Annotated in this window: 15 protein-coding genes and 1 pseudogene; 5 read left to right on the plus strand and 11 right to left on the minus strand. The window is 72.6% G+C overall.

Annotated elements, in window-relative coordinates:
- Position 1 precedes the first annotated feature (1 nt).
- The 9 genes and pseudogenes from EIM47_RS00310 to EIM47_RS00345 all read right to left on the minus strand — a co-directional run bounded on the left by EIM47_RS00310 (position 2) and on the right by EIM47_RS00345 (position 8760).
- Positions 2-565 (minus strand): Sua5/YciO/YrdC/YwlC family protein, encoded by a 564-nt coding sequence (locus tag EIM47_RS00310; RefSeq protein WP_019399204.1) that lies wholly within the window; start codon positions 563-565, stop codon positions 2-4.
- A 121-nt stretch (positions 566-686) separates the two neighbouring features.
- Positions 687-3179, minus strand: coding sequence for a DNA topoisomerase I (locus EIM47_RS00315; RefSeq protein WP_125075769.1), 2493 nt, complete (start codon positions 3177-3179; stop codon positions 687-689).
- Positions 3180-3358: 179 nt separating this feature from the next.
- The gene (locus EIM47_RS00320) at positions 3359-4588 is read right to left on the minus strand and encodes an RDD family protein (RefSeq protein WP_125075770.1); all 1230 of its coding nucleotides are present in this window, start codon (positions 4586-4588) and stop codon (positions 3359-3361) included.
- Between the two features lie 24 nt (positions 4589-4612).
- On the minus strand, positions 4613-5287 hold the full coding sequence (locus tag EIM47_RS00325) for a GYF domain-containing protein (protein WP_028914418.1): 675 nt from the start codon (positions 5285-5287) through the stop codon (positions 4613-4615).
- Positions 5284-5529 carry a CD225/dispanin family protein gene (locus EIM47_RS16140; RefSeq protein ID WP_050992193.1) on the minus strand — a complete coding sequence of 82 codons (246 nt, stop codon included), beginning with the start codon at positions 5527-5529 and terminating at the stop codon, positions 5284-5286. Before EIM47_RS16140 ends, EIM47_RS00325 begins: the two co-directional genes overlap by 4 nt.
- A 129-nt stretch (positions 5530-5658) precedes the next feature.
- Positions 5659-5799 (minus strand): annotated as a pseudogene (locus EIM47_RS16145) (DUF4339 domain-containing protein); the annotation flags it as partial.
- A 103-nt stretch (positions 5800-5902) separates the two neighbouring features.
- Positions 5903-6373, minus strand: a complete 471-nt coding sequence (locus tag EIM47_RS00335) for a DUF494 family protein (protein ID WP_019398989.1) — start codon at positions 6371-6373, stop codon at positions 5903-5905.
- Positions 6374-6448: 75 nt separating this feature from the next.
- The gene (gene dprA / locus EIM47_RS00340; RefSeq protein ID WP_125075771.1) at positions 6449-7567 is read right to left on the minus strand and encodes a DNA-processing protein DprA; all 1119 of its coding nucleotides are present in this window, start codon (positions 7565-7567) and stop codon (positions 6449-6451) included.
- Positions 7568-7641: 74 nt separating this feature from the next.
- Complete coding sequence (locus tag EIM47_RS00345) at positions 7642-8760, minus strand: LysM peptidoglycan-binding domain-containing protein (protein ID WP_125075772.1); 1119 nt, start codon at positions 8758-8760, stop codon at positions 7642-7644.
- A 144-nt stretch (positions 8761-8904) separates the two neighbouring features.
- On the opposite strand from EIM47_RS00345, the gene def reads away from it, so the two are divergent.
- From def to EIM47_RS00370, 5 genes are all read left to right on the plus strand, one after another.
- A complete protein-coding gene (gene def / locus EIM47_RS00350; protein ID WP_019398986.1) occupies positions 8905-9417 on the plus strand; it encodes a peptide deformylase in 513 nt (170 codons plus the stop codon).
- Positions 9418-9532: 115 nt separating this feature from the next.
- Positions 9533-10453 (plus strand): methionyl-tRNA formyltransferase, encoded by a 921-nt coding sequence (gene fmt / locus EIM47_RS00355; protein ID WP_019398985.1) that lies wholly within the window; start codon positions 9533-9535, stop codon positions 10451-10453.
- 3 nt (positions 10454-10456) lie between these two features.
- On the plus strand, positions 10457-11812 hold the full coding sequence (rsmB, locus tag EIM47_RS00360) for a 16S rRNA (cytosine(967)-C(5))-methyltransferase RsmB (RefSeq protein WP_164514518.1): 1356 nt from the start codon (positions 10457-10459) through the stop codon (positions 11810-11812).
- A gap of 29 nt (positions 11813-11841) precedes the next feature.
- Positions 11842-13560, plus strand: a complete 1719-nt coding sequence (locus tag EIM47_RS00365; protein WP_125075774.1) for a glycosyltransferase family 39 protein — start codon at positions 11842-11844, stop codon at positions 13558-13560.
- A 101-nt stretch (positions 13561-13661) separates the two neighbouring features.
- Positions 13662-14903 (plus strand): O-antigen ligase family protein, encoded by a 1242-nt coding sequence (locus EIM47_RS00370; RefSeq protein ID WP_125075775.1) that lies wholly within the window; start codon positions 13662-13664, stop codon positions 14901-14903.
- 439 nt (positions 14904-15342) lie between these two features.
- Here EIM47_RS00370 and EIM47_RS00375 read toward each other — a convergent pair whose 3' ends face one another.
- Positions 15343-17004 (minus strand): MFS transporter, encoded by a 1662-nt coding sequence (locus EIM47_RS00375; RefSeq protein WP_019398981.1) that lies wholly within the window; start codon positions 17002-17004, stop codon positions 15343-15345.
- 14 nt (positions 17005-17018) lie between these two features.
- Complete coding sequence (locus tag EIM47_RS00380) at positions 17019-18359, minus strand: DcaP family trimeric outer membrane transporter (protein WP_026010601.1); 1341 nt, start codon at positions 18357-18359, stop codon at positions 17019-17021.
- Positions 18360-18666: the final 307 nt, after the last annotated feature.

The raw sequence follows: 18666 nt of genomic DNA on the forward strand, positions 1-18666 counted from the left end.
CTCATCCGCGCAGGACGGCGCCGTCGAGCGCGGCGCGGATCGGGGTGGGGCGGTCGAGGCCGCCGGTTTCCCCGCCGACCACGCCGTCGATCCCGCCCAGCAGGGCCGGATCCAGTTCGTGCCGGGCGTAGGCCGGCGGCCGTCCGGCGAGGTTGGCGCTGGTGGAGACCAGGGCTCCGCCGAAGGCCTCGCAAAGCGCCACCACCTCCGGATGCGCGCTGATGCGCACCGCCAGGCTGCGGTGGCTGCCGGTCACCCACGGCGGCGCCAGCGACGTGGCCGGGATCGCCCAGGTGTTCGGGCCGGGCCAGCTGGCGCAGACCTCGGTCATGCGCCCGGCCGGCAACTGCGCCAGGTCCAGCCATGGCCGCACCGCTTCCAGCCCGGCGGCCACCACGATCAGGCCCTTTTCCACCGGCCGCTGCTTGATCTCCAGCAGGCGCATGACCGCCGCCTGGTCGGCTGGGTCGCAGCCCAGCCCCCATACGGCTTCGGTGGGATAGGCGATCACGCCGCCGCGCCGCAGCAGGTCCACGGCCGACGCGATGTCGAGGGTGTTCTCCATGCGCGGATGGTAGTACGCGGCGGTGTGCCCGGGATGAAGCCCGGCTGGCGGGAACGCGCCCCCGGAAAACGGACGGGCCCGCTCGCGCGGGCCCGCCTGGTTGCGATCGATGCCGCCGGACTCAGAACGGCGGGGCGTCGTCGGCCGTCGCGCGCGCGGCCTTCCTGGCCGGAGCCTTTTTCGCGGCGGTCTTGGTGGCCTTCTTGGCCGGAGCCTTCCTTGCCGCGGCCTTCTTCGCCGGCGCCTTCTTCGGCGCGGCGTCATCGGCGACGGCCTTCTTCGCCGCCTTCTTCGCCGGCGCCTTCTTGGCGGCGAAACCGCGGCGCGCGGGCTTGCCGGTCTCGGCCAGCAGCCGTTGCACTTCCTCCAGGGTCAGCGAGGACGGCTCGCGGTCCTTGGGGATCTTGCCGTTGAGCTTGCCGTCGCTGATGTACGGGCCGAAGCGGCCGTTGAGCACCTGGATGTCGCTGCCCGGGAACTCCTTGATGATCCGGTTGCGCGCGATCTCCTCCTTCTCCTCGATCAGGAACACCGCCCGCGCCAGGTCGATCTTGTACGGGTCGTCCTCCTTCTTCAGCGAGGCGTAGGTGCTGCCGCGCTTGACGAAGGGGCCGAAGCGGCCGATGCCGACGCTCACCTGCTGGCCGTTGCTCTCGCCCAGGTTGCGCGGCATGTCGAACAGCTTCAGCGCCTCCTCCAGGGTGATGGAGTAGATGCTCTGGCCCGGCTGCAGCGAGGCGAACTTCGGCTTCTCCTCGTCCTCGACCGTGCCGATCTGCACCATCGGCCCGAAGCGGCCGATGCGCGCGCTGACTTCCTTGCCGGTCCTGGGGTCCACGCCCAGCACGCGCGAGCTGCCGGCGTCGGTGCGGTCCAGCGATTCCTTCTTCTCCTCGACCAGCTCCTTGAACGGGGCCCAGAAGCGCTCCATCAGCGGCACCCACTCCTCCTCGCCGCGGGAGACGGCGTCCAGCTCGTCCTCCATGCGCGCGGTGAAGTCGTAGTCCACGTAGCGGCTGAAGTGCCCGGCCAGGAACTTGCTGACCGCGCGGCCCACGTCGGTGGGCTTGAACGCGCGGCCTTCCATCTCCGCGTACTTGCGGAACAGCAGGGTCTGGATGATCGAGGCGTAGGTCGAGGGACGGCCGATGCCGTATTCCTCCAGCGCCTTGACCAGGGCCGCTTCGGTGTAGCGCGGCGGCGGCTGGGTGAAGTGCTGGTCGGCGTGGACGCGGTCCAGCGGCACCCGCTCGCCGGGCTTGAGCGGCGGCAGCTTGCGGCCCTCGTCCTCGTCCTCGGCGCACTTCACGTCCTTGCCTTCCTCGTACACCGCCAGGAAGCCGGGGAAGACCACGGTGGTGCCGCTGGCGCGGAACACGTGCTCGCTGCCGGCGGCCAGGTCGACCGAGACGGTGTTGAGGGTGGCCGGCACCATCTGGCTGGCCACCGCGCGCTTCCACACCAGCTCGTAGAGCTTGCGCTCGTCGTCGGTGAGGAAGCGGGCGACCGAGGCCGGGGTGCGCAGCGCGGAGGTCGGGCGGATCGCCTCGTGCGCCTCCTGCGCGTTCTTGGACTTGGTCTGGTACACCACCGGCTTGTCCGGCACCGAGGCGGTGCCGTAGTCGCGGGCGATGACGTCGCGGATCTCGGCCACCGCCTCCTGGGAGAGGTTCACCGAGTCGGTACGCATGTAGGTGATCAGGCCGACCGTGCCCTCCTCGCCCAGGGTCACGCCCTCGTACAGCTTCTGCGCCACCTGCATGGTCTTGCGGGTGGTGAAGCCGAGCTTGCGCGAGGCTTCCTGCTGCAGGGTCGAGGTGGTGAACGGCGGCGCCGGGCGGCGCTTGCGCTCCTTGCTGGCCACGTCGGTGACGTGCAGGGCGCCGCCGGCGGCCTGCTGGATGCGCAGGCGCGCAGCCTCGGCCGATTCGCCGTCGGTGATGGTGAACTGCTCGAACTTCTGCCCGTCCAGCTTGACCAGCTTGGCGGCGAACGGCTGCGCCGGGTGCGCCAGCTCGGCGCCGATGCTCCAGTACTCGCGCGCCTTGAACGCCTCGATCTCCTCCTCGCGCTCGACGATCATGCGCAGCGCAGGCGACTGCACGCGGCCGGCCGACAGGCCCGGCTGCACCTTGCGCCACAGCACCGGGGAGAGGTTGAAGCCGACCAGGTAGTCCAGCGCGCGGCGCGCCTGCTGGGCGTCGACCAGCGGCGCGGCGATGGTGCGCGGCTGGTTCATCGCCTCCTTGATCGCGCGCGGGGTGATCTCGGTGAACACCACCCGGCGCAGCGGCTTGCCGTCGAGCAGGCCGCGTTCCTTCAGGATCTCGGCGATGTGCCAGCTGATCGCCTCGCCCTCGCGGTCCGGGTCGGTGGCCAGCCAGATGTCGTCGGCCGCCTTGGCCGCCTTGGCGATCGCCTCGACGTGCTTCTCGTTCTTCTCGATCAGGTCGTAGCGCATGGCAAAGCCGCGGTCCGGGTCGACCGCGCCTTCCTTGGGAACCAGGTCGCGGACGTGCCCGTAGGAGGCCAGGACGGTGAAGTCCTTGCCGAGGTACTTGTTGATCGTCTTGGCCTTGGCGGGCGACTCGACGATGAGGAGGTGCTTGGGCATGTGTGAACCAGACAAGGGCGACGGTCCTTCCGGGACCGGAACGTGCGGGACGACGCGTGAAGAACGCGTTCCCCATAGATGTCGACGCCCGGGGGCGGGACCCCCGGGCGTCGGCCAGCTTTCTTTTTATAGGTGAATCACGCCCCGGCCGGCCGTGTCAAGCCGGCCTCCGGCGCGGCTCAGGCGGCCAGCGAGGCGATCACGCCGATCATGGCCACCAGCGCGACCAGGGCGCCGACCAGCAGCAGGCCACCCAGGACCAGGACCACGATGGTCAGCGTGCCCAGCTCCCGGCGCTGCCATTCCGGGTGCTCGGTGAAGGCCCACTTGTCCACCACCAGGGTGTCGCAAACCATGTCGTGCAAGGCCTGCTTGCGCTGGGTGAAGGCCGCCATCAGGTAGCCGATGCACAGGATCAGGCTGCTGAGGATGGTGGCGAAGTAGCGGCCGATGCCGCGCAGCAGGCTGATGCGGCTGCCGTCGGTGCGCACGACCTTGATGCCGATGGCCATCTTGCCGGGGGTGGCGCCGCCGCGCGAGGCGTGGAAGGCGGCGTAGTAGACGGCGGTCAGCAGGATCGAGAACAGCTGCACGCCCAGGTGCATGATCGCCGTGGCGGCGCCGGAGTCGTCGGACAGGGCCAGCGGCAGCGCGAACAGGGCCAGGACCATGCCGACCAGGGTGCCGGCCACGCCGACGATCACGCTGTCGATCAGGTAGGCGGCCACGCGCTTCCAGAACCCGGCCAGCACCACCTCGCCGGCGGCCTGGGGGGCGTAGGAGCCGGTGGCCGCCGCCACCGGGGCGGCGTAGGGCGAATAGGCCTGGCTGGCCTCGGCCGTGGTCCAGGCGTGGCCGCCGTCGTGGCCGTCCGCGGTGCCGGTCCCGGGGGCGGCGGTCGGGGCCAGCGGCTCCAGTTCCAGGCGGGCCTCGGGGGCGCTCCCGTGGTGGGGGCTGGTGACCTCGGCAAGGGCCGGTCCGGCCACCTGCTCGGGCGTGGCTGGCTCCAGCACGGGCTCAGCGACGGGCGCCACGCCGGATGCGGCGGTTCCGGGGACGACCGGTTCCGCGACCGGTTCCGCGACCGGTTCCAGGACGGGCTCCAGCACGGGTTTCAGCACGGGCTCCGCGGGCTGCCACGCGGCCGGTTCGGCCGCGACGGGCGCGGTCGCCGGCGCCGGGGCGGGCTGCGGGGCCGGCGGCGCAGCCACCGGCGCGGGCGGTGGCACCGGCTGGTCCAGGCCCAGCTCGCTGCGGTGGGCGCCCAGCGGCTGCCACTGGGACAGCCCCTCGCGCCACACCAGGGTGGCATCGCCGACCCGGCCCTGGCGGTACAGGCGCGCCACTTCGGCGGCCGCGACCGGGCCCTGCTGCTGGCGGTTGTGATCGGCGTAATACCACTGGGTCATGCGTTGGATCCTTCGTGTACCGCGTCAGCCGCGGCATTCATGGGGCAGGTAACGGTCTTCGATGGCCGAGGAGCACAGCCAGGTGTCCACCGCCGCGTTGTATTCCAGCCAGACCGGTTGCTGGTCGAGGTCGTCGTTGCCTGGCACGCGCAGGGTGGCGGCCAGGCCGCACAGCTCGCTTTCCTCGAACTCGCCGAAGCGGATCGCGGCGAGGTTGCCGCCGGCGTATTCCTCGGCGCTGGCGAAGCCTTCGTCGTCGTTGGTCGGGCAGCGGCCGTGCTCCTCGACGAAGGCCACCACCGCCGGCTGGTGCACGCGTGCCTCGGCGATGGCCGCCACCACCCGGGTCCTGGCCACGTAGTCCTGGTAGGCCGGCAGGGCGACCGCCGCCATGATGCCCAGGACCGCGACCAGCACCAGCAGGGCCACGCCCAGGACCACGGCCACGATGCAGCCGGTGCGCCGCGGCGGCGGCGCCGGCATGGCGGTGCGCGCCTGGCCGGGGAGCGGGGGCGGCGGCGGGGCGGCCAGGCCCAGTTCGACGGCCACGGCCGACAGCGGGCACCACTGCGCCAGGCCTTCGCGCCAGACCAGGGTTTGCGGCCCGATCGCGCCGCGGCGTGCCAGCGCGGCCAGTTCGGCGGCCGGCAGCGGCCCGTGCTGCTGGCCGTCCGGGGTGGCGTAGTACCAATGGCTCATCCCAGCAGCTCCCCAAGCACGGACAAGAACACGAACGCGGCCAGCGCGATCAGCACCGACAGCGCCGACCACAGCGCCCACAGGCGCGCCTTGCGCGAGGCCTCCAGGGCCCCGGCCAGGTCGCCCTCGGCGCGGCGGCGGTCCACCTTGCAGGCATGGACGATGGACACCACGCCCAGCGGCCAGCAGCACAGCAGGGTGGTGAGGATCGCCCAGGCCAGGTAGGTCGGCACCGGCTGCACGACCGGCGCCGGGCGCGCGCTGTCCCAGGCCTGCGGCGGCGCGTAGGGGCCGGCAGCGGCGGCCGGCGGCAGTGGCGGCGGCGGGCTTGCGCCGAAGCCGGGCAGGCCCAGCTCGGCCGCCACCTGTGCCAGCGGCTGCCACTGCGCCATGCCCTCGCGCCACACCAGCGTGGCCGGCCCGATCTCGCCCGTGGCGGCCAGCTCGCGCAGGCGCGCGGCCGGCACCGGGCCATGCCCCTGCCCGCCGGCAGTGGCGTAATACCAGTCCATTCGTGTCCCCGGAAAATCCGTTTCGTCACGTTACCTTAACCTCCAGATGCGCGGAAGCCGGCGCGTGGCCGGCTTCCGGGAGGCAGGGCAGTGGCGCGGCCGGTCAGTGCACCGGCTCGGGGTCCTCGCCGAACATCTGGGTTTCCATCCAGGCGTAGGCGGCCTCGGCGCCGGGCTGGGTGAACAGCACCATCAGCACCACCCACTTGAGGTCGTCCAGGTCCAGCTCGTCCTGGTCCAGGGCCATGGCGCGGTCGACCACCAGCTCGCGCTGGGCGGCATCCAGCACCCCCTGCTGCTCCAGGAAGGTCAGGAAGCCGCGGCATTCCACGTCCAGCTTGTCCAGCTCCGGGCCATGGAACACCCGCACCGGCCCGTTGCAGCGCGGCTCGGCGCTGGGGCGCTGCTGGGCCAGGCCGTCGAGCCAGTCGAAGGCCTTGGCGATCTCGGCGGGGGTGAATCCGGCCTCGATCAGGCCGGCCTGCAGCGGATCCCGGTCGCGCAGGGTGTCCGCATCGTCGGCGATGTAGTGTTCGAAGAGGTAGAGCAGGACGTCCAGGATGCTTTCTTTCATTGCCCTCGGCCTGCGTCCGGGAAGGACGCGGTGGGTGGGGAACCACGGGCCTGGCGCCAGGCCGTTCGGCCGCCGTCAGGCTCCGGGGCCGTCGCCGCTGGACCTGCGCGCATAGCGGCCATGTTCGACCACGATCCGCCCGTCCAGTTCCATGGCCAGCAGCATGGACGACAGGGTGGCGGGCGTCAATCCGGTCCGTTCAGCGAGGATGTCCATAGGGATTGGGTCATGGCCCAGTGCCTGCCACAACTTGTCGTGGTCCCCCCGGGGCTGGGCAGGCGTCGTGGCGGGTCCGGGACGGGCCGCGGGCGGGGGTGCCAGCTGCCGGGCGAGGTGCCCGGCCAGCGCGGCGATGCCGGCCAGCACGTCCTCCGGCGTTTCCGCCAGCTGGGCGCCGTCGCGGATCAGGCGGTGGCAGCCGCGGGCCTGCGGGTGGTGGATCGAACCGGGCAGGGCGAACACCTCGCGCCCGTAGGTCGCGGCCAGGCGCGCGGTGATCAGGGCGCCGGAGCGCAGCGCGGCCTCCACCACCACCGTGCCCAGGGCGAGCCCGGCGATGATCCGGTTGCGCCCGGGGAAGTGCGCGGCCCGCGGCGGGGTGCCGGGCGGATGCTCGCTGGCCACCGCGCCGTGGGCCGCGATCCGTTCCAGCAGCCCGGCGTGGCGGCGCGGATAGGCCACGTCCGGGCCGGTGCCAAGCACGGCCACGGTGCCGCCGCCGCACTCCAGCGCCGCCTCGTGCGCGGCGCCGTCGATGCCGGCGGCCATGCCGCTGGCCACCACCAGGCCGGCGCGGCAGAAGGCGTGGGCGAACGCGCGGGCGTTGTCGCGGCCGCCGGCGCTGGCGGCGCGGCTGCCGACCAGCGCCAGGGCCGGCCGCCACAACAGGTCCGGGTCGCCGGCCACGAACAGCGCCAGCGGCGCGTCCGCGCATTCCCGCAGCAGGGCCGGGTAACGGGGGTCGTTCCAGGGCAGGAAGTGGTGCCCGGGCTGTTCCAGCCAGGCCAGGCAGCGCTCCAGCAGGGGCGCGGGCACCGCGTCCAGGCGCGCGGCCAGCTCCTGATCGGGCCGCGCCGCCGGCCCGGCCTGCAACAGCGCCCGGCGCGGCGCGCGCGGGCCGCCGGCCAGGGCCAGGCGCAGGGCGGGCAGGGGATCGGCGGCAGTTGCGGGCGGGTAGGCGACGGCGGCGGACATGCCCGCCATCGTCGCCCGGAAACGGCGACGGCGCCCTAGGGCGCCGTCGCATCGGTGCGTAGGACTAGTCCGGCTTACTCGGTATCCGGATGCCGCGCGCTGTAGCCCACGCGCACCGGCTTCACCCCGTCCATCACCAGGGCGTAGCTGACCTTGTCGAAGGTGCGGAACACCATCGCGTGGGCCGCGTACTCCTCCGGCAGGGCCACGCCGCCCCCGCTGAAGCGGTCGTCCATGCGCGAGGTCTGGCCGCCGGTGACGCGGTCGTTGACCTTGGTGCTCGTGCGCCACAGCGAGACCACGGTGCCGTTGTCGAAGCCGTCGCGGGCGCCGGCCGACAGCGCGATCACGTCGCGCGGGCCGCCGGAGGCGATCGCGTCGGCCACCGCCAGCACGCGCACGTCGGTCGGCAGTTCGCGCGGCGGGTGCGGGAAGAACTGCAGGTCGTACGGCTGCGGCTCGACCGGGATCAGGCGGTCGCCGGCGCGGACTTCCTTGCCGTTGCTGTCCTCCAGGGTCAGCGTGGCCACCTCGACCGAGCCGGCCGGCACGCGGGTGATGGTGCCGACGTTGACCTGGGTCAGCTCGTAGCCGAGGAACTCGTTGCGGTCGGTCGGCGGCACGTATTCCTTCCACAGCGCGCCGTCGCCCGGGGTCGGGCGGCCGCTGGGCAGCAGGTCGCGGGTGTTGCGCGGCATGGCGTAGCGCACGGTCGGGCGGACCACGGCGTAGCGCTGGCCCACGGCGGCGCCGGCGAGGTTCTTCACGTAGGCGGCCTGGCCGGCGCTGCCGCGCAGGCGGTTGTCCTCGAACGCGACCACGTACGGCAGGTGTTCGAAGGCGTCGGTCACGCGCAGGTTCTTCAGGAACGGCTCGATCTCCGACAGCGGCACGGCGCCGATCGGGGCCTCCTCGCGCGGGCCCGGCTCGACCGCGACCACGCGGTCCAGGTAGGCCAGGCTCAGCACGTCGCCCGGATAGATCAGGTGGGGGTTGGCCACCTGCGGGTTGGCCTGCCAGATCTCCGGCCACAGCCAGGGCTTCTTCAGGAAGCGGCCGGCGATGTCCCAGAGGGTGTCGCCCTTCTGGACGACGTAGGTATCCGGATGGGAGCCGGCGGATTCGACCGCCAGCGCATAGGTAGCGACAGTCAGCATCGCGACGGCGAAGGCCGTCCGAAGGCGCGTGAGCATTGTTGAAATCCGCCTGATTCCCCAACAGGTCCGCGGACTATAGTCCAGAAACCCGGTCCCAGCGCAAGCATCCGCGCTAGAATTGGGGACGCTGGCCGGGTCCGTCCCGGCCGATCCTGTTTGCCACCCCCCGGAGCGCCCGCCATGGCCCTGCTGCCCATCCTCGAATTCCCCGATCCGCGCCTGCGCACCAAGGCCGCCCAGGTCGATCCGGCGCAGGTAACCAGCCCGGAGTTCCAGGGCCTGGTCGACGACATGTTCGAGACCATGTACGCGGCGCCGGGCATCGGCCTGGCCGCCACCCAGGTGGACCGCCACCTGCGCTTCATGGTCATCGACGTCAGCGAGGACAAGTCCGCGCCGATGGTGTTCATCAACCCGGAGATCGTCTCCTCCCAGGGCAAGCGCGCCTACCAGGAGGGCTGCCTCTCGATCCCGGGCATCTATGCCGACGTGACCCGCGCCGACACCATCGTCGTGCGCTACCTGGACCGCGAGGGCAAGCAGCAGGAACTGCCCGCCGAGGGCCTGCTGGCCACCTGCATCCAGCACGAGATCGACCACCTGGACGGCAAGCTGTTCGTGGACTACCTCTCGCCGCTCAAGCGCGAGATGGTGCGCAAGAAGCTGGCCAAGGCGCGCAGGCACGCCGCCTGAGCCCGGTGGCGCCCCCGCCGCGGCGGCGCCCCGCAGCCCCCCGGGCCGCCGGCGGCGCGCCGGCCGGCCCCCGTACCGCCCGCGGGCGGACGGGCCATCTGGAGACGATGACCCGATGAGGATCGTATTTGCAGGCACCCCGGAGTTCGCGGTGCCTTCCCTGCGCGTCGCCGCGCAACGCGGCGAGGTGGTGGCCGTCTATACCCAGCCGGACCGGCCCGCCGGCCGCGGCCGCGGGTTGCAGGCCTCGCCGGTGAAGCTGGAGGCGGTGGCCCGTGGCATCCCGGTCTACCAGCCGGAAAGCCTGCGCGACCCCGCCGCCCAGGAACAGCTGCGCGCGCTGCGGCCGGACCTGATGGTGGTGGTGGCCTACGGCCTGATCCTGCCCAAGGCCGTGCTCGCCATCCCGACCCACGGCTGCTGGAACGTGCATGCCTCGCTGCTGCCGCGCTGGCGAGGCGCCGCGCCGATCCAGCGCGCGATCCAGGCCGGCGACGCCGAGACCGGCGTGTGCCTGATGCAGATGGAAACCGGCCTGGACACCGGCCCGGTGCTGCTGGAACAGCGCACCGCCATCGGCGAGGCCGAGACCGGCGGCCAGCTGCACGACCGCCTGGCCGAGCTGGGCGCGCAGGTACTGGGCGACGGCCTGGGCCTGCTGCGCGCCGGGATCCGGCCGGTGCCGCGGCCGCAGCCCGCCGAGGGCGTGACCTACGCGCACAAGCTGGACAAGGCCGAGGCGCGGCTGGACTGGAGCCGCCCGGCGGCCGAGCTGGCGCGCACCGTGCGCGCATTCAACCCGTGGCCGGTGGCCGAGGCCCAGGTGGCCGGCGAACGCCTGCGCATCCACGGCGCGGTGGCGCTGGACCAGGCCCATGGCGCCGCGCCCGGCACCCTGCTCGGCGCCAGCCGCGAGGGCATCGACATCGCCTGCGGCGAGGGCGTGTTGCGCCTGCGCACGGTGCAGCGCGACGGCGGCCGCGCGATCACCGCGGCCGACTGGCTCAACGCGCGCCGCGACCTGGTGGCTGGCTGACGGATGCCTGCGCCGCGTCCGCCCGCACGACGCCCTGCGCACCCGCGCCCGGAGCGGCCGCTGGCCCCCGGCGTGGAAGTGCGCGTGCACGCCGCGCGCGTGCTCGACGCGGTGGTGCACCGCGGCCGCTCGCTGAAGTCCGAGCTGGCGCCGGTGCTGCCGCGCCTGGCCGATCCGCGCGACCGTGCCCTGCTGGAGGCGGTGGTGTTCGCCGCGCTGCGCGGACGCCACCGCTACGAGGCCGCGCTGCGCGGCTGGCTGGCCAGGCCGCCGGGCGCCGGCGACGGTTCCCTGGTGGCCCTGCTGCTGGCCGGCTGCGCCCAGCTCGACGCGCTGCAGCTGCCGGCGCACGCGGCCCTGGATGCCACGGTCGAGGCCGCGCGCGCGCTGGGCCGTCCGCACCAGGCGGGCCTGGTCAACGCGCTGCTGCGCCGTGCCCAGCGCGAGGGTTTCCCGGCCGCCGATCCGGCCGCGGCCTGGCCGCAATGGCTGCGGAAGAAGGTCGAGGCCGCCTGGCCGCAGCACGCGGCCGCGGTGTTCGCGGCCAGCGCGCATGCCGCGCCGCTGTGGCTGCGGGTCAACCGCAGGCTGGCCGGTCGCGAGGCCTACCGCGCGCGGCTGCAGGAGGCGGGCATCGCCGCCAGCATCGATCCGCGCCTGGCCGACGGCCTGCGCCTGGACGAGCCGGTGCCGGTGGCGGCCCTGCCCGGTTTCGAGGAAGGCCTGGTCGCGGTCCAGGATGGCTCGGCGCAGCAGGCGGCCGACGCCCTGGCCCCGGAGCCGGGCGCGCGCGTGCTCGATGCCTGCGCCGCCCCCGGCGGCAAGGCCGCGCACCTGCTCGAGCGCGACCCCACGCTGGAACTGCTGGCGCTGGACGTGGACCCGCGCCGGCTGGCGCGGGTGGAAGACACCCTGCGCCGCGGCGGCCTGCTCGGCGAGCGCGTGCAGTTGCGCCCGGTCGACGCCACCACCCCGGCACTGTGGTGGGACGGTTTCACCTTCGACGCGATCCTGCTGGATGCGCCGTGCTCGGCCACCGGCGTGGTCCGGCGCCAGCCGGACATCCTGCTGCACCGCCGTCCCGAGGACATCGAGTCCCTGGTCGCCGCGCAGGCGCGCCTGCTCGACGCGGTCTGGCCGCTGCTGCGCCCGGGCGGCATCCTGCTGTACGCCACCTGCTCGATCCTGCCGGAGGAGAACGCCGGCCAGGTCGAGGCGTTCCTGGCCCGTACCCCGGACGCGGCCGCAGTGCCGTTGCCGGAGGCGTTCGGCCATGCCGCCGGTCCCGGCCGCCAGCGCCTGACCGGGGAGGACGGCATGGACGGCTTCTTCTACGCGCGCCTGCGCAAATCCGAGTGACCTGATCCCCGCCAACCCGAGCCACGGCCATGCCGATACAGGACCTGCGCAAGCGCGACCTCTGGTTGTTCTGGACCCTGGCCCTGCTGGTACTCGGCGCGGGCCTGGGCCTGCGCGACCCGTGGCCGGCCGACGAACCGCGTTTCGCCCTGGTGGCCAAGCAGATGGTGGAGAGCGGCAACTGGCTGTTCCCGCACCGCGGCACCGAGCTGTACTCGGACAAGCCGCCGATGCTGATGTGGCTGCAGGCCGCGTTCTACACCGTGACCGGCAACTGGCGGGTGGCGTTCCTGCTGCCCTCGTTGCTGGCCGCGCTGGGCACGCTGTGGTGCGTGCAGGACCTGGCCGGCCGGCTGTGGACCCGGCGCGTGGGCCTGTACGCGGCGTGGGCGCTGCTGTTCGCGTTCCAGTTCACCTGGCAGGCGAAGAAGGCGCAGATCGACCCGCTGGTCACCTTCTTCATCACCCTGGCCAACTACGGCCTGCTGCGCCACCTGCTGCTGGGCCCGGCCTGGCGCTGGTGGGCCCTGGGCTGGGCCGCGGCCGGCCTGGGCACGATCACCAAGGGCGTGGGCGCGCTGGCGTTGCTGATGGTGCTGCCGGCGGCGATCGCCGCGGTGCGCGGCTGGCCGCGGGTGCGGGTACACGCGCGCGACCGCCGTTTCTGGCTGGGCCCGCTGGCGTTCCTCGGCGCGGTGTCGGTGTGGCTGGTGCCGGTGCTCGCGGTGGCGCTGTCGCAGGACCTGCCCGAGTATCGCGCCTACCTGCACGACATCCTGCTGCGGCAGACCGCCAAGCGCTATTCGCAGTCCTGGGACCACCACCAGCCGGCCTGGTACCACCTGGGGGTGATGGCGAGCATGTGGATCCCGGCGGTGCTGGCGCTGCCGTGGGCGATCCCGGCCTGGCGCCGGCGCCTGCGCCGGCGCGACCCGCGCTACCTGCTGCCGCTGGCCTGGTGGCTGCTGGTGCTGGTGTTCTTCTCCATCCCCGATGGTAAGCGCGACGTGTACATCATGCCGGCGCTGCCGATGATGTGCCTGGCGCTGGCGCCGTTGCTGCCGGGGATCCTGCGCCGGCGCCTGCCGCGCGCGCTGCTGCTGGCGCTGGCGCTGCTGGTGGCGCTGCTGTTCCTGGCCGGCGGTGCCTCGGTGCTGTCCGGCGTCGGTTCGCTGCCGGAGCGGCTGCGCGAGCAGCGCGGCCTGGATCCGCAGGGCATCGTCGCCGGCGGCTGGATGCTGCTGGCGATCGGCGCCTGGGGCCTGGGTTGCGTGCTGGCTTTCCGCCGCCGCGCGGTGGCGGCGCTGTCCGCCACCCTGGCGGGGCTGTGGGTGGTGTTCGGGCTGGTCGGCTACGGCCTGCTCAACGACGCCAGTTCCGCGCGCGGGGTGATGGCCGCGGCCGGCCGCCGCATCGGCCCGGAGGCGGAGCTGGGCCTGGTCGCGTGGAAGGAGCAGAACCTGCTGATGGCCGACCGCCCGGCGGCGACCTTCGGCTTCAAGCGTCCCTGGGACGAGCAGCTGCAGCTGGCGGTGGCCTGGCAGGCGCAGGCCCCGGACCGCTGGCTGCTGGTGCTGGAGGACGCGCTGGAGCACTGCCTGGACCCGCAGCGGATCGAGCTGGCCGGCATTTCCAACCGCCGCCGCTGGTACCTGGTGCCGCCGGACGCGGTCGTGGCCCCCTGCGAGGCCACCCCGGAGGAGCGCGCGCGCGCGGCCGCCGGGCAGGCGCGGGACCTGGAGGAGTGAGCGCCGGCGCCGGCTCAGCCTTCGTTCCGCGTGGCGCGGCGACCATGTGCGGCTCGCCGCGCACGCAAGCCGAGGAAAGAGTGGGGAGTGACGACGACCGCATGGAAGGACACCGGCTGCACTGGGCACGGCGCTGTGCGGCCTGCGCGCTGTGGTGCCTGCCGGCGCTGGCCCTGACCCTGCCCAAGGGACTGCTCCCGTTCGGCCTGCTGCTGCTCGTCTCCACCCTGCTGGTGCCCGGCGTGGTCGCCGGCGCGCGCCGCATCGGCTGGCCGCTGGCGGCAGTGGCCGCGACGGCCCTGCTGGCGATGGGCGTGGCCCTGCTTTCCAGCCACTGGGCCGGCGGCGGGGGCATCGAGAGCCGCGACCGCCTGCTGGTCCTGCCGTGGACGATGGCCTGGGCCTGGGCCCTGCGTCCGCCGGCCAGCTGGCTGTGGCGCGGGGCGATGGCCGGCCTGGCCTGCGCGGTGGTGCTGGCCTTCGTCCAGGTCGCCACCGGGCTGGGGCGCGCCTCCGGCTGGGTCAACGCGATCGTGTTTGCCGACGTGGTCCTGCTGCTGATGGTGCTGGCGGTGTTCTGCCGGCCGCCGCGCAGCTGGCACTGGGCGGTGTTCGGAGTGGTCTGCGGCACCGTGGCGATCCTGTTCAGCGGCACCCGCGGGACCTGGCCGGGGCTGCTGCTGCTGCTGGCCGCGGTGGTGCTGGGCAGCGGCTGGCAGAGCTGGCGCTACCGGGTGCTGCTGCTGGCCACCGGCCTGGCCGGCGTGGTGGCGCTGGTGGGGGTGGTGCCCGGGATGAGCCACCAGATGCGGCTGGTCGAGCTGCAGCAGGACATCGAACGGATCGATGCCGGCGACCACGATTCCTCCGCCGGCGCGCGCCTGGAACGGCTGCAGGTGGCGGTCGACGCCTTCCTCGAGCGGCCCTGGACCGGGGTGGGCTTTGCCCAGTTCGACCGCGCCATGCGCGAGCAGCTGCCGGCCTGCCGCGAGCCGCATCCGGCCGAGCGCTGCGACCTGGGCCACGCCCACAACGACCTGGCCGAGTGGGCCGCGACCATGGGCATCCCCGGCCTGGTCTCGCTGCTGCTGCTGTACGGCGTGCCGCTGGCGCTGTTCCTGCACCTGGCCTGGCGCACCGGCGTGCCGCGCATGCGCGGGATCGCCGCCGGCGGCGCCATGCTGGTGGTGGTGTTCGCCCTGTGCGGGCTTACCCAGTCGATGTTCGCGCACCAGACCACCACCAGCGCCTATGCCGCGCTGACCGGCATCCTGCTGGGCCTGGCCCTGCACGAGGCCGCCGCCGCCGGACGCCTGCGCGGACGCGGCGTGCGCGGGGACTGAACCGCGGCGCGGTCCGGCGCCCGGCGCCTGCCGGCCGCTGCCGTCTCCATGGTCCGTGGCAGGCCGCGGCCACAGCCGCAGTCCCGGGTGTGCACCGGTTGGCACGGGCCCCGCCTTCCGTTCTCCCGGGCGTGCTGCGCTTGTCCGGACTGCGCCGCGACGGCCCACCGGCCGTGCTGGTGTCGTGTTCCGCGCCCTCCATTCCCGGGCGTGCTGCGCCTGCGCGGACAACGGTCGCGGCCCAGCGGCGCGGGGGCACTGGCCGATGGCGCCGTCGCGTCCGGTGTCGGCCGTTGCAGGGCAGGGGATGCCAGGCCGTGCCTGCCTGCCTGCCGGCCGGCCGCGGGCCACGCGCGGCAGAAAAAGCGCCGGCCCACGGGGGCCGGCGCCGGGTGCTGCAGCCGGTCCGCGCGGGACCGGCCTTGCCTGCCGCGGAGGGTCAGGCGGTGATGTCCACGTCCTTGGTCTCGCGCAGGAACAGGGTGCCGATCACCAGGGTCATGACCGCGATGATGATCGGGTACCACAGGCCGTAGTACAGGTTGCCCGAAGCCGCCACCAGGGCGAAGGAGATCGCCGGCAGGAAGCCGCCGAACCAGCCGTTGCCGATGTGGTACGGCAGCGACATGGAGGTGTAGCGGATGCGGGTCGGGAACAGCTCCACCAGGTAGGCGGCGATCGGGCCGTAGACCATGGTCACGTAGATCACCAGGATCCACAGCAGCAGGATCGTCATCGGCATGTTGATCCGGGCGGTGTCGGCCTTGTCCGGATAGCCGGCGTCGACCAGGGCAGCCTTCAGCGCGCCGCCGAACTCGCCCTGCTTGGCCTTCAGCTCGTCGCCGGCCAGGCCGGTGGCGTCGTACGAGGTGACCGGACGGTCGCCGATGTGGACCTCGGCCACCGAGCCCGGGGCCGCCGGCTGGATGGTGTACGGCACGCCGGCGCGGGCCAGCGCGGCGGTCGCCACGTCGCAGGAGCTGGTGAACTTGCGGACACCGGCCGGGTCGAACTGGAAGCTGCAGGTTTCCGGATCGGCCACCACCACCGCCGGCGAGGTGCGCGCGGCTTCCTCCACCGCCGGGTTGGCGAAGTGGGTCAGGCCCTTGAAGATCGGGAAGTAGGTCACCGCGGCCAGCAGGCAGCCGGCCATGATGATCTTCTTGCGGCCGATCTTGTCCGACAGCCAGCCGAAGAACAGGAAGAACGGGGTGGCCAGGGCCAGCGCCGCGGCGATCAGCAGGTAGGCGACGGTGGAGTCGACCTTGAGCATGCTCTGCAGGTAGAACAGCGCGTAGAACTGGCCGCAGTACCAGACCACGGCCTGGCCGGCGGTGGCGCCGAACAGGACCAGCAGCATCAGCTTCAGGTTGCCGGTCTTGATCGAGTCACGGAAGGGCATCTTCGAGCCCTTGCCCTGCGCCTTCATCTCCTGGAACAGCGGCGACTCGCTCAGCTGCAGGCGGATCCACACCGAGATGCCCAGCAGCACGATCGAGGCCAGGAACGGGATGCGCCAGCCCCAGTCCTCGAACGCCTCGGTGCCCAGCGACAGGCGGCAGCCCAGGATCACCAGCAGCGACAGGAACAGGCCCAGGGTCGCGGTAGTCTGGATGAAGCTGGTGTACAGGCCGCGGCGGTTGGCGGGCGCGTGCTCGGCCACGTAGGTGGCCGCGCCGCCGTACTCGCCGCCCATGGCCAGGCCCTGGGCCAGGCGCAGGATGATCAGGATGACCGGGGCGGCCATGCCGATCGAGGCGTAGTTGGGCAGCACGCCGACCAGGAAGGTCGAGATGCCCATGATCAGGATGGTGACCAGGAACGTGTACTTGCGGCCGATGCGGTCGCCGAGGCTGCCGAAGAAGGCCGCGCCGAACGGACGCACGAAGAAGCCGGCGGCGAAGGCCAGCAGCGCGAAGATCATGCCCGTGGTCGGGTTGACGCCGCTGAAGAACTGCTTGGCGATGATCGCCGCCAGCGAGCCGTAGAGGTAGAAGTCATACCACTCGAAGACGGTACCCAGGCTCGACGCGAAGATGACCTTCTTGTGGCCCGAGGTGAGCTCGCCCTTGGGCGAGGCGGATGCTGCCGTGGTGCTCATAGGGATCCCCTTCCTCAGAAGCTGTACTTGATGGAGGTATGCAGACGCTTGAGGTCGCCCTCGCGGTCATCCTCGAGGGAACGCTGGCCGTAGCTGATTTCCGCGCCAACGTCCAGCTTCGGGAACGGCGAGTAGATCAGGTTTGCGTGGAACGACTGGGTGCGCTCGGTCGCGCCGTAGCCGGTGAGGCTGGTGTCGTTGTCGAAGTGCGAGGCCGCGTACATCAGGTTGGTGCGGACCTTCGGGCTGAACACGTGGCGCCAGGCCACGAAGCCGCCGTAGCCGTCCTGCGCGTGCAGCGCGCCGTTGGCGTCGACCACCACGTCGCTGCCGATGCCGAACGCCAGGTAGCGGCCGATGCCGCTGCCGCCGTTGACCGCCCAGCGGATGTCGTCGCTGGCGCCGAGGTTGAACTTGCCCGACACGCTCAGCGCGGCGCCGGTCTCGGTCTCGTCCAGCCACTTGAACTGGCGCACCAGGCCGGCGACGGTGAAGTGGCCCCAGTCGCCCTTGGTCAGCCAGCGCGCGGTCAGGTCGGGCAGGACGTTGTCGCCGCTGTTGAAGCGCGCCGCGGCGCTGAGGTACGGGTTGACCGTGGTCTGCGGGTTCTCCAGCGAGACCGACCACGGGCCCTTGGTGTAGCGCACCTGGGCCTGGCGCACGAACACGGTGCCGTCGGTCGGGCCGACGAAGTCCACCGCGTCGGGCAGGGCGGCCACGTCCATGAAGTTGGACCAGGTCTGGCCGGCCAGCCAGTTGTTCCAGCTGACGTAGGCGTGGCGCAGGGTGACGGCGTAGGTGTTGGTCGCCGTCTCGTTGCCGGCCAGGGCGTTGCTGCCGCCGCCGAAGAAGTCGGCCTCGACGTAGCCCTTGAACTTGTCGCCGTTGGCGGTGACGTGGTCCACGCCCAGGCCGAAGCGCGAGAACTGGGCATGGAAGTCGGTGTACGGGTCGCCGCCGTCGGCGCCGGCGCCGCCCACCGGGATGGTGCTGGGCACGTAGAACAGCCGGCCCGACGAGCCGTCGGCGATGCGGCCGTCGCTGGTCTCGGTGACCATCGCGTCCATCTTGATGAAGCCGGTGTACGAGAACGTGGTGCCCGGGTTGGCGTTGGGCGTGATCGTGGTGGCCTGCACCGGCTGCTTGCCGGCCGGGACCGCCGGTGCCGCCGGTTGCGCCGCCTGCTGCTGCTGAGTGGTCAGCAGCGCCTGCACCTGGCGCTCCAGTTCGGCCACCCTCGCCTCAAGTTCCTTCTCGCGGTCGCTCTGCGCCATGGCGGCGCCGGGCACGGCAAGCGCGAGCAGCATTGCGGCTGCCAGCGGCCTGCGCACCAGTCTTGCGGGATGCATGCTCATTGCCCCTCCTCTCCCTCTGCGAATGAGTGCTCGAAATGGCGACCGACGCCCCTCTGCGGCCGGTTGCGCGGCCAGACTTCGCACGCTGCCGGGCAAGCGCCTATTCGCCATTAGTCGAAAACGCCGGGCGGCCGGACATCCGGGCCCGCCGTTGCGGGATCCGCGCGCGCAAGGCCGCCATGCTGCAGTGCATCTATCGACCAAGGTAGTAGCCATACTGCTGCATTGCGTCACGGCCCTTGCGTCAAACTTGGGCCGTTGCCGCACGCCCCCGCGCGGCGTCCAGTCACTGGCATCTGGAGGAGGA

The sequence above is a fragment of the Pseudoxanthomonas sp. SGT-18 genome (genome assembly GCF_003931645.1).
Lineage (GTDB): Bacteria > Pseudomonadota > Gammaproteobacteria > Xanthomonadales > Xanthomonadaceae > Pseudoxanthomonas.

Excerpts from the sequence above, each read along its gene's own strand:
- rsmB (WP_164514518.1), top strand. The coding sequence starts at position 10,457 with ATGCCTGCGCCGCGTCCGCCCGCACGACGCCCTGCGCACCCGCGCCCG.
- fmt (WP_019398985.1), top strand. The coding sequence starts at position 9,533 with ATGAGGATCGTATTTGCAGGCACCCCGGAGTTCGCGGTGCCTTCCCTG.
- EIM47_RS00315 (WP_125075769.1), bottom strand. The coding sequence starts at position 3,179 with ATGCCCAAGCACCTCCTCATCGTCGAGTCGCCCGCCAAGGCCAAGACG.
- EIM47_RS00365 (WP_125075774.1), top strand. The coding sequence starts at position 11,842 with ATGCCGATACAGGACCTGCGCAAGCGCGACCTCTGGTTGTTCTGGACC.
- EIM47_RS00375 (WP_019398981.1), bottom strand. The coding sequence starts at position 17,004 with ATGAGCACCACGGCAGCATCCGCCTCGCCCAAGGGCGAGCTCACCTCG.
- dprA (WP_125075771.1), bottom strand. The coding sequence starts at position 7,567 with ATGTCCGCCGCCGTCGCCTACCCGCCCGCAACTGCCGCCGATCCCCTG.
- def (WP_019398986.1), top strand. The coding sequence starts at position 8,905 with ATGGCCCTGCTGCCCATCCTCGAATTCCCCGATCCGCGCCTGCGCACC.
- EIM47_RS00345 (WP_125075772.1), bottom strand. The coding sequence starts at position 8,760 with ATGCTCACGCGCCTTCGGACGGCCTTCGCCGTCGCGATGCTGACTGTC.
- EIM47_RS00335 (WP_019398989.1), bottom strand. The coding sequence starts at position 6,373 with ATGAAAGAAAGCATCCTGGACGTCCTGCTCTACCTCTTCGAACACTAC.
- EIM47_RS00325 (WP_028914418.1), bottom strand. The coding sequence starts at position 5,287 with ATGAGCCATTGGTACTACGCCACCCCGGACGGCCAGCAGCACGGGCCG.
- EIM47_RS00380 (WP_026010601.1), bottom strand. The coding sequence starts at position 18,359 with ATGAGCATGCATCCCGCAAGACTGGTGCGCAGGCCGCTGGCAGCCGCA.
- EIM47_RS00310 (WP_019399204.1), bottom strand. The coding sequence starts at position 565 with ATGGAGAACACCCTCGACATCGCGTCGGCCGTGGACCTGCTGCGGCGC.
- EIM47_RS00320 (WP_125075770.1), bottom strand. The coding sequence starts at position 4,588 with ATGACCCAGTGGTATTACGCCGATCACAACCGCCAGCAGCAGGGCCCG.
- EIM47_RS00370 (WP_125075775.1), top strand. The coding sequence starts at position 13,662 with ATGGAAGGACACCGGCTGCACTGGGCACGGCGCTGTGCGGCCTGCGCG.